This is a genomic window from Telluria mixta (genome assembly GCF_029223865.1).
GTDB classification, from domain to species: Bacteria; Pseudomonadota; Gammaproteobacteria; order Burkholderiales; family Burkholderiaceae_D; genus Telluria; species Telluria mixta.
Genome location: NZ_CP119520.1, coordinates 7,416,235 through 7,431,970, shown reverse-complemented (window position 1 = coordinate 7,431,970; position 15,736 = coordinate 7,416,235). Strand labels below are relative to the sequence as shown.

At 66.3% G+C, this 15,736-nt stretch carries 13 protein-coding genes; 4 read left to right on the top strand and 9 right to left on the bottom strand.

The window, feature by feature from the left end:
• Positions 1-29: 29 nt before the first annotated feature.
• A complete protein-coding gene (locus P0M04_RS32710) occupies positions 30-344 on the bottom strand; it encodes a YkgJ family cysteine cluster protein (RefSeq protein ID WP_259452020.1) in 315 nt (104 codons plus the stop codon).
• A 184-nt stretch (positions 345-528) separates the two neighbouring features.
• On the opposite strand from P0M04_RS32710, the gene P0M04_RS32705 reads away from it, so the two are divergent.
• Complete coding sequence (locus P0M04_RS32705; protein WP_259452021.1) at positions 529-2,817, top strand: catecholate siderophore receptor Fiu; 2,289 nt, start codon at positions 529-531, stop codon at positions 2,815-2,817.
• A 292-nt stretch (positions 2,818-3,109) separates the two neighbouring features.
• Here P0M04_RS32705 and P0M04_RS32700 read toward each other — a convergent pair whose 3' ends face one another.
• The 5 genes from P0M04_RS32700 to P0M04_RS32680 all read right to left on the bottom strand — a co-directional run bounded on the left by P0M04_RS32700 (position 3,110) and on the right by P0M04_RS32680 (position 7,932).
• Positions 3,110-4,342 (bottom strand): argininosuccinate synthase, encoded by a 1,233-nt coding sequence (locus P0M04_RS32700; RefSeq protein ID WP_259452022.1) that lies wholly within the window; start codon positions 4,340-4,342, stop codon positions 3,110-3,112.
• An 86-nt stretch (positions 4,343-4,428) separates the two neighbouring features.
• Positions 4,429-5,364, bottom strand: coding sequence for an ornithine carbamoyltransferase (argF, locus tag P0M04_RS32695; protein WP_259452023.1), 936 nt, complete (start codon positions 5,362-5,364; stop codon positions 4,429-4,431).
• Between the two features lie 80 nt (positions 5,365-5,444).
• The gene (gene rsgA / locus P0M04_RS32690) at positions 5,445-6,341 is read right to left on the bottom strand and encodes a ribosome small subunit-dependent GTPase A (RefSeq protein ID WP_259452024.1); all 897 of its coding nucleotides are present in this window, start codon (positions 6,339-6,341) and stop codon (positions 5,445-5,447) included.
• Complete coding sequence (locus P0M04_RS32685; protein WP_259452025.1) at positions 6,338-6,670, bottom strand: 4a-hydroxytetrahydrobiopterin dehydratase; 333 nt, start codon at positions 6,668-6,670, stop codon at positions 6,338-6,340. Before P0M04_RS32685 ends, rsgA begins: the two co-directional genes overlap by 4 nt.
• Positions 6,667-7,932 carry a M48 family metallopeptidase gene (locus tag P0M04_RS32680; protein ID WP_259452026.1) on the bottom strand — a complete coding sequence of 422 codons (1,266 nt, stop codon included), beginning with the start codon at positions 7,930-7,932 and terminating at the stop codon, positions 6,667-6,669. Before P0M04_RS32680 ends, P0M04_RS32685 begins: the two co-directional genes overlap by 4 nt.
• 102 nt (positions 7,933-8,034) lie before the next feature.
• On the opposite strand from P0M04_RS32680, the gene orn reads away from it, so the two are divergent.
• Together orn and P0M04_RS32670 are read left to right on the top strand one after the other, a co-directional pair.
• A complete protein-coding gene (orn, locus tag P0M04_RS32675; protein WP_259452027.1) occupies positions 8,035-8,613 on the top strand; it encodes an oligoribonuclease in 579 nt (192 codons plus the stop codon).
• 75 nt (positions 8,614-8,688) lie between these two features.
• Positions 8,689-11,181, top strand: a complete 2,493-nt coding sequence (locus P0M04_RS32670) for a hybrid sensor histidine kinase/response regulator (RefSeq protein ID WP_259452028.1) — start codon at positions 8,689-8,691, stop codon at positions 11,179-11,181.
• A 6-nt stretch (positions 11,182-11,187) separates the two neighbouring features.
• Here the strand turns inward: P0M04_RS32670 and P0M04_RS32665 are convergent, their stop codons facing one another.
• The 3 genes from P0M04_RS32665 to P0M04_RS32655 all read right to left on the bottom strand — a co-directional run bounded on the left by P0M04_RS32665 (position 11,188) and on the right by P0M04_RS32655 (position 14,344).
• Entirely contained in the window at positions 11,188-12,141 is a 954-nt protein-coding gene (locus P0M04_RS32665) for an MBL fold metallo-hydrolase (protein ID WP_259452029.1), read from the bottom strand.
• 93 nt (positions 12,142-12,234) lie between these two features.
• Complete coding sequence (locus tag P0M04_RS32660; protein WP_259452030.1) at positions 12,235-13,995, bottom strand: chloride channel protein; 1,761 nt, start codon at positions 13,993-13,995, stop codon at positions 12,235-12,237.
• A gap of 4 nt (positions 13,996-13,999) precedes the next feature.
• On the bottom strand, positions 14,000-14,344 hold the full coding sequence (locus P0M04_RS32655; protein WP_259452136.1) for a MarR family winged helix-turn-helix transcriptional regulator: 345 nt from the start codon (positions 14,342-14,344) through the stop codon (positions 14,000-14,002).
• 186 nt (positions 14,345-14,530) lie between these two features.
• Here P0M04_RS32655 and P0M04_RS32650 point away from each other — a divergent pair, with 186 nt between their 5' ends.
• Entirely contained in the window at positions 14,531-15,718 is a 1,188-nt protein-coding gene (locus P0M04_RS32650; RefSeq protein ID WP_259452031.1) for an HPP family protein, read from the top strand.
• Positions 15,719-15,736 lie beyond the last annotated feature (18 nt).

Genomic DNA, 15,736 nt, shown 5'->3' with positions numbered 1-15,736 from the left:
GGTGCATCGGGCCAACGGTCGGGCCCTGTTCAGGACAGGGCGGGCAGGGCGTGGCGCGCACGTGCCTGCAGGCACTTGGCGTCGCCGATCTGGACTTCGCGGCAGGGTTCGGGCCGCTGCTCGTACACGCTGCACGCGTACTGGCCGCCGGGCTCGCCCCGCAGGGCGGCGCACCTGGGCGCTTTCGCATTCGTGCCGGCCATGCACGAGTAATGCGCGTTGACCTGCTCCGTGAGCGCGGGCGGCAGGCCGCGCGCGTCGGCGTCGGCCCAATAAAAAGAGACGCGGTAGGTCATGCAGCAGGCGCCGCACGACAGGCAGGGATTCTCGCTGGTGTCGCTCATGCGCTCAAGCGCCCATCCTGTTGGCAAACGAAGACGCGATGGTAGCGCGCCGGCGCGCGGCTGAAAAGAGAGGAATTCGTATTGTTAACACAAATGAGAATGATTCGCGTTTACTTATCCATTAAAACTTGATACAGTTCATGGCGTTCCGACAAACATTCAAAAACAACATTCAACGACCACGATGAGAACCACGATCACCAGCCGTAAACATCCTTCCATGCCGCGCCGCGCGGGGGCCGCGCTCGCCCTGCTCGTGTTGCCGCTCGCCGGCCACGCGGCGCCCGATGCCGATGCGTACGCCGGCGCCGGCCGCCCGCATCGCGTCCACGTCAACGGCACGCGCGACAACGACTACAAGGCCGACCATGCGCAATCGGCCAAGTACACGGAAAAGCTGGTGGACACGCCGCAGACCCTCATCGTCATCAAGAAGGAGCTGTTCGAGCAGCAGGGCGCGACGACCCTGACGGAAGCGCTGCGCAATACGCCCGGCGTGGGCACGTTCTTCCTCGGCGAGAACGGCAGCACGAACACGGGCGACGCCGTCTACATGCGCGGCTTCGACACGTCCGGCAGCCTGTTCGTCGACGGCATCCGCGACATCGGCTCGATCTCGCGCGACGTCTTCAACATCGAGCAGATCGACGTGCTGAAAGGCCCGGCTGGCACCGACACGGGCCGCGGCGCGCCGACCGGTTCCATCAACCTGAACACGAAGCAGCCGACGCTGAAGAACTTCGGCGACGCCAGCCTCACGGTGGGCAGCGCCGACCGCGTGCGCGCCACGGCCGACATCAACCGCGTCATCGACCGCGAATCCGGCATGGCGTTCCGCCTCAACGTCCTGGACCAGCGCGCCGGCAATCCGGCACGCGACGAGGTGCGCGACAAACGCTGGGCCATCGCACCGTCGCTCGCGTTCGGCCTGCACGGCCCGACCCATGTCTACCTGGACTACCTGCATGTGAAACAGGACAACCGCCCGGACGGCGGCGTGCCGACCATCGGCCTGCCGGGCTACCGGAGCCCGGATGCGACGCGGCCTTTCCTCACCGGCGCCGCGCCCGTCGATCCGCAAGGGTTCTACGGCGCGCTGTCCGACTTCGACAAGGTGACGGCCGACATGGCGACGGCCATCATCGAGCACGAGTTCCGCAATGGCATGCGCCTGAAGAACACGAGCCGCTACGGCAAGACCAGGCAGTTCTACCTGCTCAGCGCCTTCATGGGCAACACCGCCAACATCCTGACGCCGAGCGCCACCGACCCGTCCACGTGGTCGCTGGCCCGCACGACGCGCACGATCAAGGACCAGGAAAACACCGTGCTCGCCAACCAGACGACCCTGACGACCGATTTCGACACGGGCACCTTGCGCCACACGCTCGTCGCGGGCCTGGACCTGTCGAACGAGAAGCAATCGAACCGCAGCTACGTCGGCGGCGGCCTGCTTGCGCCGGCGAACCTGTACCACCCCGACCCGGCGCTGCCGATCGCGGGCCTGAACCTGCAGCCGAGCGGCGCCCGCACGCGGGGCGAGTCGGCGACGCAGTCCGGCTACCTGCTCGATACGATCAAGCTGGGCGAGCGCTGGATCTTCAATGCGTCGGCGCGTCTCGATCACTTCGATACGACCTATGACGCCATCGCGCTGTCGACCGCCACGTCGGCCCCGACGCTCCCCGTCGGCACGCCCGTGCCGACGCATATCGAACTGTCGGACAACCTCGTGAGCGGCAAGGTGTCGGCGCTGTACAAGCCGACCGCGAACAGCAGCGTGTACGCGCTGTGGGCCAATTCGAAGAATCCGCCGGGCTCGAACCTGGCGCTCTCCGGCAATGCGAACAGCGCGGCGAACCCGATCTACGATCCGCAGGTCAGCACCACGACGGAAGTGGGCGCCAAGTGGGAAGTCTTCGACCACCGCCTCGGGCTGAATGCCGCGCTGTACCGCACGGACGTGAAGAACGAGGTCGAGCAGGATCCCGTCGACCTGAAGTACTACCAGACCGGCCGCAAGCGCGTGCAGGGCATCGAGCTGGCCGTGACGGGCGAGATCACGCGCGCGTGGTCGATCAACGCGGGCTACACGTACATGGACACGAGCATCGAGGCGGGCAAGATCGTCACGGCGAGCGGCGCGAACGCGCTGTCGTACACGCCGAAGCAGGCGTTCACGAGCTGGACGACGTATAAACTGCCGCACGGCCTGACGCTCGGCGGCGGCGTGCGCTACCAGGGCAAGCTGCTGCGCGGCACGGACGGCGCCGTCGGCACGCCGGCGTACGCGGACAGCTACTGGGTGGCGGATGCCGTCGCGGACTACCAGGTCAATCGCTGGCTGGACCTGCGCCTGAACGTCTACAACCTGTTCGACAAGGAGTACGTCGCCTCGATCAACAAGAGCGGCTACCGCTACACGCCAGGCGCGCCGCGCTGGGCAAGCTTGAGCGCCAACTTCCATTTCTGAGTTGTGAGCCGGCGTCAGCCGCTTCCGCCGTACGCCGCAGCCGTGGGGGCAATGCGGGGTGGGGCGGGGATCAGGCGGCGCGCCTCCCTTTGCCGTCCTTTCGCGAAAGCGGGGGACGGCTTTTTTATTCCCTCCGTCGTCCCCGCGAAGGCGGGGACCCAATCTTTGCGCGCAGTCGAAACGCATGCAAACTTGGGCCCCTGCCTTCGCAGGGGCGACGGTCTTGCGGGCGCGTCAATGAAAAAAGCCGCCGGTCCTTTCAGACCGGCGGCTTTTACGTGACCTTCAAAACTTACTGGCCGCGCTTCTTGCGCGCGTTCGCCGCAATCCGCATGCGCAGCGCGTTCAGCTTGATGAAGCCGCCCGCGTCCGCCTGGTTGTACGCGCCGCCGTCTTCGTCGAACGTGGCGATGGTCTGGTCGAACAGCGAATCGGTCTTCGAATCGCGTGCAACGACGATGACGTTGCCCTTGTACAGCTTGACGCGCACCCAGCCGTTCACGCTCTTCTGCGTGTGGTCGATCAGCGTCTGCAGTGCGACGCGTTCCGGTGCCCACCAGTAGCCGTTATAGATCAGCGACGCGTAGCGCGGCATCAGGTCGTCCTTCAGGTGCGCCACTTCGCGGTCCAGGGTGATCGATTCGATGGCGCGGTGCGCCTTCAGCATGATCGTGCCGCCCGGGGTTTCGTAGCAGCCGCGCGACTTCATGCCGACGTAGCGGTTTTCCACCAGGTCGAGGCGGCCGATGCCGTGCTTGCCGCCCAGGCGGTTCAGTTCCGTCAGCACCGCGGCCGGGGTCAGCTGCTTGCCGTTCAGGGCCACGATGTCGCCGTTCTGGAATTCGATGTCCAGGTATTCCGCCTCGTCCGGTGCCGCTTCCGGCGACACGGTCCAGCGCCACATCGATTCCTCGGCTTCCGCGCTCGGGTTTTCCAGGTGGCGGCCCTCGAACGAGATGTGCAGCAGGTTGGCGTCCATCGAGTACGGCGCGCCGCCGTTCTTGTGCTTCATGTCGATCTCGATGCCGGCGTCTTCCGCGTACTTCAGCAGTTTTTCACGCGACAGCAGGTCCCACTCGCGCCACGGGGCGATGATCTTGACGTCCGGCTTCAGCGCGTACGCGCCCAGCTCGAAGCGCACCTGGTCGTTGCCCTTGCCGGTCGCGCCGTGCGAGACGGCGTCGGCGCCGGTCTCGTTGGCGATCTCGATCAGGCGCTTGGCGATCAGCGGACGCGCGATCGACGTGCCCAGCAGGTATTCGCCTTCATAGACGGTGTTGGCGCGGAACATCGGGAACACGAAGTCGCGCACGAATTCTTCGCGCACGTCGTCGATGTAGATGTTTTCCGGCTTGATGCCGAACTTCAGCGCCTTGGCGCGTGCCGGTTCCAGCTCTTCACCCTGGCCCAGGTCGGCGGTGAAGGTGACGATTTCGCACTTGTAGTTATCCTGCAGCCATTTCAGGATGACGGAGGTATCGAGGCCGCCCGAGTAGGCGAGGACTACTTTTTTAATGTCGCTCATGGGAATTCCAGTGGTGTCAGATGTGGAGGGGGATGATGGTCAGCCGGCCCTCAGCGGGCCGACGATCAGGCTCATAGTAGTGCGGATTATTTGGTATCTTCGATGCGGCCCAGCAGCAGGTATTCGATCAGCGCCTTCTGCACGTGCAGGCGGTTCTCGGCCTCGTCCCAGACGACGGATTGCGGACCGTCGATGACGCCGGCCGACACTTCCTCGCCGCGGTGCGCGGGCAGGCAGTGCATGAACAGCGCGTCGCCGCTCGCGCGCGCCATCTTCGCTTCGTCGACGATGAAGCCGTCGAACGCCTTCAGGCGCTCGGCGTTTTCCTTTTCGTAGCCCATGCTCGTCCACACGTCCGTGTTGACGAGGTGCGCGCCGGCGCAGGCGTCGGACGGGCTCTCGAAGAAGGTATAGTTCTTCGTGGAGACCAGCTGCGGATCGATGTCGTAGCCCTTCGGCGTCGACACGTTCAGGTGGAAGCCGAACACTTCCGCCGCCTGCAGCCAGGAATACAGCATGTTGTTGGCGTCGCCGATCCACGCCACCGTCTTGCCGACGATGGAGCCGCGGTGTTCGTAGTACGTGAAGATGTCGGCCAGCACCTGGCACGGGTGGTGTTCGTTGGTGAGACCGTTGATCACCGGCACGCGCGAGTTCGCCGCGAAGCGCTCGATGATGTCCTGGCCGAACGTGCGCACCATGATGATGTCGCACATGCGCGACATGACCTGGCCTGCGTCCTCGACGGGCTCGCCGCGGCCCAGCTGGCTGTCGCGCGTGTTCAGGTAGATCGCGGCGCCGCCCAGCTGGTGCATGCCCGCTTCGAACGACAGGCGCGTGCGCGTGGAATTCTTTTCGAACACCATCACGAGCGTGCGGTCGACTAGCGGGTGGTAGATCTCGTAGTTCTTGAACTTGCGTTTGATGACGGTCGCGCGCTCGATCAGGTACTCGAACTCGTCGCGGGTGAAGTCAGAGAACTGCAGGAAATGCTTGATGTTGGTGGGAGTCGTGCCAGCCATTTTTGTGCCTGAGATACGATAATCTCTTGGATTATAAGCGTTTTTGCTTGCTTTCCGGGAAATTAGGTTCGGAAAAGTTGTCAGTACAAGGTCTGTGCGGACTCGTGCAGCAACTGCGCGTACAGCTCGTGGCGCAGCTTCGCGATCTTGCCGTCCGCGACCGCCTGCAGCACCGCGCACTGCGGTTCCGCCAGGTGGCGGCAGTTGTAGTACTTGCAGCCGCCGAGGTAGGGCTTGAACTCGACGAACGCGCGTTCCAGCATCCCTTCCGTCAGGTGGTACAGGCCGAATTCCTGGAAGCCCGGCGAGTCGATCAAGGTGCCGCCGGCGGGCAATTTGTACAGGCGGGTGAAGGTCGTCGTGTGCTTGCCGGTGTCCAGCGCTTCCGAGATTTCGCGCACGGCGATGTCCGCGTCCGGCACCAGCAGGTTCACGATCGACGACTTGCCCATGCCCGACTGGCCGATCAGGATCGATGACTGGTCCTGCAGCAGCGGCGTCAATGCCGCCACGGTTTCCTCGGGATGCGTCTTCGCCGACACCTCGTGCAGCGGGTAGCCGAGGTTCGTGTACAGGCTCGCGCGTTCGCGCGCGCGGGCGAGGTTGGGTTCGAGGTCGACCTTGTTCAGGATGAGGTGGGCGTCGACGCCGGCCGCCTCGCAGGCGACGAGGGCGCGCGACACGAGGTCGTCGGCAAAGCTGGGTTCCGTCGCGATGACGATGAACAGCCGGCTGATGTTCGCGGCCAGCAGCTTGCTCTTGTACTGGTCGGAGCGGTACAGCAGCGTGGTGCGCTCGGCGATCTTCTCGATCACGGCCTGGTCGTTCGACGTGCGTTTCAGGTGGACGATGTCGCCCACCGCCACGTTGGTTTTTTTTCCTCGCGTGACGCACTGGAGGAATTCGCCGTCGACGTCGGCCAAATAATGCCGGCCGTGTGCCGCGACGATGGTACCTGTGAATTCTTGTTTGCTCATGCGCCAGCCCGTCCCGCGTACAGCGCATCCGCTTTGGCCGCGCAAATAAAATCGTTGTCGGACAGGCGGTTGCCGGCCGAATGCGTCGTCCACGCCGCGGTGCAACGCCGGTAGCCGACGGTGAGATCGGGGTGGTGGTCTTCGCGGTGGATCATGAAGGCGAGGGCGTTCACGAATTCCATCGTCTCGTGAAAATCGCGGAACACGAATTCGCGCTCGATGCGATTGCCGTTCACACGCCAGTCGGGGATCTCGGCCAGCAGGGGCGGCAGAGCGGCATCGTCCAGCGCGGGCGCGCCGTGCACACAGTGGCGGTCGACGAGGCTCATGCAGCCCCCGTGAGGTGCAGGTGACGGATGCGCACCGACGCCGGCGGGTGCGAATCGTAGAACGCGGAGTGGATCGGGTCTGGCGTCAGCGTCGAGGCATTGTCCTCGTACATCTTGACGAGGGCCGACACGAGGTCGCGCGCATCGCTGTGGCTCGCGGCGAACGCGTCGGCCTCGAATTCATGCTTGCGCGACGTGATCGACGTCAGCGGCGAGAACGGGAACGTGAACACCGGCAGCACGAGCGAGAACAGCAGCAGGGCCATGGCGTCGTTCGACTGGCCCAGCAGCGGCAGCACGCCCAGGCCCGTGTAAAACCACACCTGCGTCTTGAGCCAGCCGAGCAGGGCGAGGAACGCGAGCGACAGCACGAACAGCACGCCGATGCGCTTGATGATGTGCTTCAGCTTGAAGTGGCCCAGCTCGTGCGCCAGCACCGCCTCGATCTCTTCCGGGGCCAGGCGCGACAGCAGCGTGTCGAAGAACACGATGCGCTTGTTCGAACCGAAGCCGGAAAAATAGGCGTTGCCGTGCGCGGAGCGCTTGCTGCCGTCCATGACGAACAGGCCCTTGGCCGCAAAGCCGACGCGCGTCATGAGGCCTTCGATGCGGTCCTTCAGCTTGTCGTCCGTGAGCGGCGTGAACTTGTTGAACAGCGGCGCGATGACGGTCGGGTACAGCACCATCATCAGCAGCTGGAAGCCGCTCCACACGAGCCAGGCGTACAGCCACCACAGGGCGCCCGTCTTGTCCATCAGGGTGAGGACGACCCACAGCAGCGGCAGGCCGATGACGGCGCCGACGAGTCCGCCCTTGACGGCGTCGGCGATCCACAGCCCGACCGTCATCTTGTTGAAGCCGAAGCGTTCTTCCAGCACGAACTGGCGGTAGTACGAGAACGGCAGGTCGAGCGCGCCGGAGACGATGGCGAACGCGACGATCAGCAGGATCTGGTGCACCATACCGGGACCGGTCGCGTGCAGCAGCGCCGTCGACAGCGCCTGCAGGCCGCCCAGCAAGGTAAAACCGGTCAGCACGAGCGTGTTCCACAGCGCGCCCCACAGGCCGAAGCGGGTCTTGGCGACCGTGTAGTCGGCAGCCTTCTGGTGGGCGGACAGGGGAATCCTGGCGGCGAATTCGGCCGGCACCTGCGCCCGGTGCGCCAGCACGTGGCGGATGTGGCGGCGCGCCAGCCAGTACCTCAGGCCGAGCGTGAGCAGGAGAAAGACGACGAACAAAACCGAAAACGCGGATGAAAGCATTCTGTGCCTGTGAGAAAATCCTGTTTTTCGGGGTCAGAGCACGAATTTCACGGTTGTGCTCTGACCCCGACTGATTAAAGCTTTAACAGCGAAGAGAGAATTATGTCACAAGCCAACCCCACCGAAGTATCCACCCCGCGTCCGAACGAATTCAACCTGGTCTGGATCGACATGGAGATGACCGGCCTGGATCCGGACAACGACCGCATCATCGAGGTAGCCGCTGTCGTCACGGACGCCAACCTGAACGTGCTGGCCGAAGGCCCCGTGATCGCCGTCCACCAGAGCGACGCGACGCTGGACAAGATGGACAACTGGAACAAGGGCACGCACGGAAAATCGGGACTGATCGACCGCGTCAAGGCGTCGACCATCGACGAAGCCCAGGCCGAGGAGCAGCTGATCGCCTTCCTGAGGCAGTGGGTGCCGGCGAACAAATCGCCGATGTGCGGCAACTCGATCTGCCAGGACCGCCGCTTCATGGCGCGCGGCATGCCGAAGCTGGAAGCGTTCTTCCACTACCGCAACCTGGACGTGTCGACCCTGAAGGAACTGTGCCGCCGCTGGAAGCCGGAACTGGCGTCCGGTTTCAAGAAGGCGCAGAAGCACACGGCGCTGGCCGACATCATCGAGTCGATCGAAGAGCTGCGCTACTACCGCGAGCATTTCATCAAACTGTAAATCGGCTCGGGCGGACCCGGACACGAAGTTGCAATCGTGCATGGGCCCCGCCGCCGGGTATGCGAGAATCGGGGCATGGCTGACATTCTGCGTACCACCGCCGGCCTCGGCGGAGACAGCGACGTCCGGCGTCTCCTGCAGACGCACGACTGGAGCGCGTCGCCGCTCGGGCCGCCGGAAGACTGGCCGCCCGAACTGGCCACGGCCGTGTCGATGACCGTCAGCTCCGCGTTCCCGATGTTCGTCGCATGGGGGCCGGACCTGCGCTTCCTGTACAACGACGCTTACGCCACGATTCTCGGCGCCAAGCATCCCGCCGCGTTCGACGCGCCGTTCCAGCACGTCTGGGCCGAGATCTGGCCCGACCTGGTGCCCATCGTCGACCGCGCGCTGTCCAATAAATCCGCGTATTTCGAAGACCTGCCGCTCACGATGGAGCGCCACGGCTTTCGCGAGCAGACCTGGTTCACGTTCTCGTATTCGCCCCTGCACGACGGCCACGGCCGCGTGGCCGGGATGTATTGCACCGTCATCGAGACGACGACCCGCGTGCAGGCCGAGCGCCGCGCCGCGTTCGAACTGACGGTGGCGGACGCGCTGCGCCCGCTGGCGTCCGCCGACGAGGCGATCCGCACCGGCTGCACCCTGCTGGGCCTGGAACTGGGCATGGCGCGGGTGCTGTACGGCGAAGTCGACGACGATCTCGATACGCTGGCCGTGGCGCGCGACTGGAACCGGCCCGGGCTCGCCAGCGTGGCCGGCCACACGTTTTCCATGGATGCCTTCGGCCCCGGCCTGGCGCAGGCGGGACGCGCCGGCGAGATCGTGCAGCTGGCCGACGTGCGCACCGACCCGCGCGCGGCCGCCCTTCAGGGCACGTACCTGGCGCTGGACGCCGAGGCCTGCCTCGCCGTCCCGTTGCGCAGAAGCGGACGCCTGCAGGCGTTCCTGATCCTCGGCCTGGACCGGCCGCATCCGTGGACCGCCGCCGAAGTGGCGCTGGCGCGCGGCACGGCCGAGCGCATCCGGGCCGCCGTCGACCTGGCGCGCGTGCAGGGCACCCTGCGCGAGGAACGCGACCGCAGCCGCTCGATCCTCGACACGATCGCGGAAGGCTTCATGCTGCTCGACCGCGACTGGACAGTCCTGCAGATGAATCCCGCCGGCCTGCGCATCGCGCACATGGATCCCGCCGACATCTTCGGCCGCAACCATTGGGACGTGTGGCCGGAAGCGATCGACAGCGAGGCGGGGCGCATGTACCGCCGCGTGATGCGCGACCGCGTGGCGGGCACCGCGGAGTACCGCCAGCGCATGCCGGACGGCGTCGAGATCTGGTGCGAGGTGCGTGCGTACCCGACGGCCGACGGCGGCATCGTCTCGTTCTTCCGCGACATCACGGAGCGAAGGGCTGCCGAAGACAAGCTGCGTGCCGCCGACCGGCGCAAGGACGAATTCCTCGCGATGCTGGCGCACGAACTGCGCAATCCGCTGGCGCCGATCAGCGCCGCCGCCGACCTGCTGCGTATCGGCCGCCTGGATGAAGCGCGGGTGCGCCAGAGCAGCGCCATCATCGGCCGCCAGGTGCGTCACATGACGAGCCTCGTGGACGACCTGCTCGACGTCTCGCGCGTCACGCGCGGCCTCGTGACGCTCGCGCGCGCGCCCGTGGCGGCCCGCACCATCGTCGACGACGCGATCGAGCAGGTACGCCCCATGTTCGAGGCACGCCGGCAGCATCTCGCCGTCGCCATCGCCGACCCCGATGCACTGGTGCTGGGCGACAAGGCACGCCTCGTGCAGGTGCTCGCCAACCTGCTCAACAACGCGGCCAAATACACGCCGGAAGACCGCCGCATCGACGTCGCCGCCACGGTCGACGACGCGCGCGGCCGCCTGCTGCTGACGGTGCGCGACGAGGGCATCGGCATGGAACCGGAACTGACGGGGCACGTGTTCGACCTGTTTACGCAGGGCGAGCGTTCGGTCGACCGCGCCCAGGGCGGGCTGGGGCTTGGGCTTGCGCTCGTCAAGAACCTCGTCGAACTGCATGGCGGGACCGTCGCGTGCACGAGCCCCGGGCTGGGGCAGGGCAGTACCTTCGAGGTGGCGTTGCCGCTGATGGAAGGCGCGTCGCCCGTGGCGCCGGCCGCTTCGGGCACCGGCGTGCCCGGCACGGCCGCCGGCGCGCGGCGACCGCTGCGCGTGCTCGTGGTCGACGACAACGTCGACGCGGCGGCCACCCTGGGCATGCTGCTGGAAGCGTGCGGCTACCTGGTGGAGGTCGAACACGATTCGCACCGCGCGCTGGAGCGGGCGCGCCGCCAGCGGCCGGACGTGGCGCTGCTGGATATCGGTTTGCCGGAGATGGATGGCAACGAACTGGCCCGGCGCCTGCGCGCGGACGCGCAGACGGGGGCCATCGTGCTGGTGGCCGTCACGGGGTACGGCCAGGAACAGGACCGCCGCGCGGTGTTCGAGGCGGGGTTCGACCACCACCTCGTGAAGCCCGTCGACATGGACGAGCTGGCCGCGCTGCTGGCGGGGATCGAGGCGGAACGCGCCTGACTACGTTCAGCGCATCTGGGTGTAGTTGACGGGCACCCAGCGATACCCTTTACCCTGCGTCACGAGGTGACCCAGGCCCGGGAACTGCAGGTGCGCGCCGCCCACGAGCCAGCCGTTCTTCGCCGCGTCGTCGAACACTTTCTTGCGCGCCGCATACGCCGCCTTCTCGTCGCTGTCGAACGCGATCGTCACCTGCGGATTGTCGAACTGGACGGCCGCCAGGTGGATCAGGTCGCCGATCAGCACGAGCTTCTGGCCACGGCTTTCCACCGCGTACACGGTGTGGCCCGGCGTATGGCCGTGCTCGGCCTGGGCGGAGACGCCCGGGACCAGTTCGCCATCCTTCTCGATGGGCTTGAACTTGCCGGCCTGGATGTACGGATTGATCGACGCCATCGCGCCCTTGAAGAAGTCCTTCTTGTCGGCCGGGGCCTTGTCCATGTTCGCCTGGCTCAGCCAGTAGTCGGCATCGGCCTTGCCCGCGCGCACGACGGCGTTCGGGAACACGCGCTGGCCATTGTTGACGAGGCCGCCCACGTGGTCGCCGTGCATGTGGGTGATGTAGATCTCGTCGATCTGTTCCGGCTGGTAACCGGCCGCCTTCAGGTTGTTGACGAACTTGCCGACGGTCGGGCCGAACAGCGCGCCGGCGCCCGTGTCGACCAGCACCAGCTTGCCGCCGGTGTTGATCAGGAAGGCGTTGTCGGACGTTTCGACCGGCAGCTTCAGGAAGTTCTTCGTGACGGCGGTGCGCGTCAGTTCCGGCTTCTGGTGCATGAACTGGTCCATCGGCAGGTCGAAAGTGCCGTCGCTGATCGGCGTGATTTCGACGTCGCCGAGCATCACGCGGAAGAAACCGGGGGCCGGGGTCTTGACCATCGGTGCGGCGGCCTGGGCGCCAACGGTTGCTGCGGCGAGGGCGGCGGCGAGCAGGGTGTGCTTGAGTGCTTTATTAATCATGTTGTTATCCTCGATGAATGACACAACGCGCGAACGCGGGTTGCTTATCGTACATGATTGTTCAGCAACTCGCTGGACCCTGGTTGCCCTACCTCAAGGACGGCGCACCAGGGGCAAGGTGCGCAACGTGCGGCGTTCGTGTTCCTCGTCGTGGAGGGTGGCGGTCGCCTTGATCAGGTCGCTGCGGCTGACGACGCCCAGCAGTTGCGCATGCCCCGTCTGCGCGACGACCGGCAGCCGCTCGATGCCGTGCACGGCCAGGCGCGTGGCGACGGCGCGGCACGTTTCGCCGGGCAGCGCGACGAGCGGCGGATTGGCGCCGAACAGGTCGCCGACGGGCATCGTCGGCGGGTGGCCGTTCAAGGTGTCGCGCTCGACCATGCCGACGACGAGCCCGTCGCGCGTGACCGGAAAGCCGCGGTGCTTCTGGGCCGGGCCGAAATGCGTGGCCAGCACGTCGCCGATGGTGGCGTTCGCGTCGATGTGATGCACTTCCGTGCTCATGACTTCGGCCACGCTGTGGCGCTCGAGCGGATCGATGCCGTATTCGCGGTAGATGTGGTGGCCGCGGCGCGCGATCTTTTCCGTCAGGATCGAACGGCCCATCGTCAGCACCGTGAAGCCGTACGCGCCGGCCGCGGCGGCCAGCAGGGGCAGCAGGGCGTTGGCGTCGTGCGTCAGTTCGAATGCGAACACGACGGCCATCACCGGCGCGCGCATCATGCCGCCCAGCGTGGCGGCCATGAACACGAGCGGCCACAGCGCGGGATCGGCACCGGGCAGGTACGGTCCCAGCAGCGCGCCGAGGCCCGCGCCGAGCATCAGCAGCGGGGCCAGCACGCCGCCGGACGTGCCGGAGCCGAGCGCGATCAGCCAGATCACGAGTTTCACCGCGAGCAGGCCGAGGATGGCGCTGACGACCATGTGGTTGTGCAGCAGATCGCCGATGACGTCATACCCGACACCCAACGCGCGCGGCTCGACATAGCCGCCGATGCCGACTGCGAGGCCGCCCAGCGCCGGCCACCACATCCAGTGGATAGTCAGGCGGTGGAAGCCGTCCTCGACGCGGTACAGCGCCGTCGACATCAGCCATGCGAGCGCGCCGCACGCGATGCCGGCCACCAGGCAGGAGAGGAGGGCGATCGGCGCGACGGGCGCCGTCTCCACCGGGAACAGCGCGCCGGCGCCGATGGCCAGCGGGCGCAGGAAGCCGGCCACGGCGCAGGCGGTCGCCACCGGCAGCAGGCTGCGCGGACGCAGTTCGAACAGCAGCAGCTCGACGGCCATCAGCACGGCCGCCACCGGCGTGCCGAACACGGCCGTCATGCCCGACACGGCGCCCGCCACGAGCAGCGATTTACGCTCGCCGCCCGTCAAGTGGAAGTGCTGGGCGATCAGCGAGCCGATCGCGCCGCCCGTCATGATGATCGGGCCTTCCGCGCCGAACGGACCGCCGCTGCCGATGGCGATGCCGGACGACAGCGGCTTCAGCACGGCCACCTTCGGCGACATCGCGCTGCGCTTGAACAGGATCGCCTCGATGGCTTCGGGAATGCCGTGGCCGCGGATCGCCTCGGTGCCGTAGCGGGCGATCAGGCCGATGATCAGGCCCCCGATCACGGGGATGCCGATGACCCACGGACCCAGGGTATTGTCGGCCGGGGACAGCTCCGCGAACGAGAATTTTCCGTAAAAGAACAGGTCCGTGAAGAACCGGATCATCGTCAGCAGGACGCGCGCGGCGACCGTGCTGAGTGCGCCGATGAAGGCGGCGAGGGCGGCGATGCGCAGCAGGCGGACATCGCCTGAAAAATCGCGCCGCGGTGTGGACGGGTGCGTGGCAGTTTTCATTTTGTTATGCAAGATTAGGAACCGTAAAGACGCCTTGCAGGGCGCGCAGCTCGGCGCGGTGGACGGCGGCCAGCCGCGTCAACAGCGCCTCGCCCTTCGGCAGCAGGTGCACTTCCACCCGGCGCCGGTCCTCGGCATTCGTGCGGCGTACCACCAGTTCGCCCGCCTCGCAGCGCGTGACGAGCGCGACGACACCATGCTGCTTGGCCTGCAGGCGCTCGGCCAGTTCGCCGACGGTGGCCCATTCGCGTCCGGGAAAACCCTTGATGTGGAGCAGGAGCAGGTATTGCAGCGGCGTGATGCCCTCGGCCTGCACGGCGTTTTCGGAGAAGCGCTCGTAGCGCCGCATCTGGTAGCGGAATTCCGACAATGCGGCGAAATCCGGCTTGGACAGCGGGGAGATTCGTCTTTCACTGGCTTGTTTCGGTGTGGGCGTTGGCTTTGGGAACCAAATAATATATCATAACGTGATACATTTTTTTAGCAAAAGCGTGCGACGCCCTGGCGTTGCCGTTCTTTCACAATCGACAGGACTATGCTGGAACACAGTTTGGAATGGTTGCGCTCGTTCGTACCGCAACCGAATACGGTGCCGCGCGGGGAACGCATGCGTGCGGTGGCAGGGGCTCTCGTGGGGCTGTTCGTGACGGCGATCCTCAGCGACATGCTGACGAAGGGTTCCGACATCGGTCCGCTGGCCCTGGTCGCCCCGATGGGCGCATCGGCCGTGCTGTTGTTCTGCGTGCCCGCCAGCCCGCTGGCCCAGCCCTGGTCGGTCATCGGGGGAAATACGATTTCCGCGCTGATCGGCATCATCTGCGCCAAGACCGTCGCCAACCCGGCCCTGGCCGCCCCGCTGGCGGGCGCCTGTGCGATCTTCGTAATGTTCCTGTTGCGCTGCCTGCATCCGCCCAGCGGCGCGGTGGCGCTGACGGCCGTCCTCGGCGGCCCGGCCATCCATGCGGCCGGCTTCGGGTTCGCGTTCCTGCCCGTGTGCCTGAATTCGACGCTGATCGTGCTCGCGGCGCTCGTCTTCAACAACCTGACGGGCCGGCGCTATCCGCACAACCAGAAATCCGCGCTGCGCACGGCCCAGCAGGCGGCGCACGCGACGCGCGACCCGGCGCCGATGGCGCGCCTGGGCTTCACGGCCGAGGACCTCGATGCCGTGCTGGCCCGCTACGGCCAGGTGCTGGACGTCAGCCGCGACGACCTGGAAGACATCCTGCTGCAGACGGAACAACGCGCCTACGCGCGCCGCTTCGGCACCGTGAACTGCGGCGCGATCATGTCGAAGGATGTCGTGACGGCCACGCCGAACATGCCCCTGGACGAAGCCTGGCGCCTGCTGCGCCACCACAACCTGCACGCGCTGCCGGTGCTCGATGCGTCGCACCGCGTGGCCGGCATCATCGGGCAGGGCGATTTCCTGCACCATGCGGGCCTGGACGATTACCAGACGGTAGGCGAACGCCTGCGCGGCCTGTTCGCCCACGTGCTGGGCGTACGGCCGGAGCGGGCGGCGACGGTGGGGGAGCTGATGTCGACGAAGGTTGCCGTCGTCGACAGGAACGAACCGATCGCCACGCTCGTGCCGCTGATGAGCAATGGCGGGTTGCACCACATTCCGGTGGTGGACGAGCGGGCGGTGTTCCTGGGTGTCGTCAGTCAGTCGGATCTGCTGGCGGCGCTGTTCGAAAGCCGCCTGGCTGAAGCGGCCTAATTAGTGCCGTCGTTCCCG

What these genes read in the sequence shown, in the direction of transcription:
- P0M04_RS32710 (WP_259452020.1), bottom strand. Translation starts at nt 344, where the DNA reads ATGAGCGACACCAGCGAGAATCCCTGCCTGTCGTGCGGCGCCTGCTGC.
- P0M04_RS32705 (WP_259452021.1), top strand. Translation starts at nt 529, where the DNA reads ATGAGAACCACGATCACCAGCCGTAAACATCCTTCCATGCCGCGCCGC.
- P0M04_RS32700 (WP_259452022.1), bottom strand. Translation starts at nt 4,342, where the DNA reads ATGAGCGACATTAAAAAAGTAGTCCTCGCCTACTCGGGCGGCCTCGAT.
- argF (WP_259452023.1), bottom strand. Translation starts at nt 5,364, where the DNA reads ATGGCTGGCACGACTCCCACCAACATCAAGCATTTCCTGCAGTTCTCT.
- rsgA (WP_259452024.1), bottom strand. Translation starts at nt 6,341, where the DNA reads ATGAGCAAACAAGAATTCACAGGTACCATCGTCGCGGCACACGGCCGG.
- P0M04_RS32685 (WP_259452025.1), bottom strand. Translation starts at nt 6,670, where the DNA reads ATGAGCCTCGTCGACCGCCACTGTGTGCACGGCGCGCCCGCGCTGGAC.
- P0M04_RS32680 (WP_259452026.1), bottom strand. Translation starts at nt 7,932, where the DNA reads ATGCTTTCATCCGCGTTTTCGGTTTTGTTCGTCGTCTTTCTCCTGCTC.
- orn (WP_259452027.1), top strand. Translation starts at nt 8,035, where the DNA reads ATGTCACAAGCCAACCCCACCGAAGTATCCACCCCGCGTCCGAACGAA.
- P0M04_RS32670 (WP_259452028.1), top strand. Translation starts at nt 8,689, where the DNA reads ATGGCTGACATTCTGCGTACCACCGCCGGCCTCGGCGGAGACAGCGAC.
- P0M04_RS32665 (WP_259452029.1), bottom strand. Translation starts at nt 12,141, where the DNA reads ATGATTAATAAAGCACTCAAGCACACCCTGCTCGCCGCCGCCCTCGCC.
- P0M04_RS32660 (WP_259452030.1), bottom strand. Translation starts at nt 13,995, where the DNA reads ATGAAAACTGCCACGCACCCGTCCACACCGCGGCGCGATTTTTCAGGC.
- P0M04_RS32655 (WP_259452136.1), bottom strand. Translation starts at nt 14,344, where the DNA reads ATGCGGCGCTACGAGCGCTTCTCCGAAAACGCCGTGCAGGCCGAGGGC.
- P0M04_RS32650 (WP_259452031.1), top strand. Translation starts at nt 14,531, where the DNA reads ATGCTGGAACACAGTTTGGAATGGTTGCGCTCGTTCGTACCGCAACCG.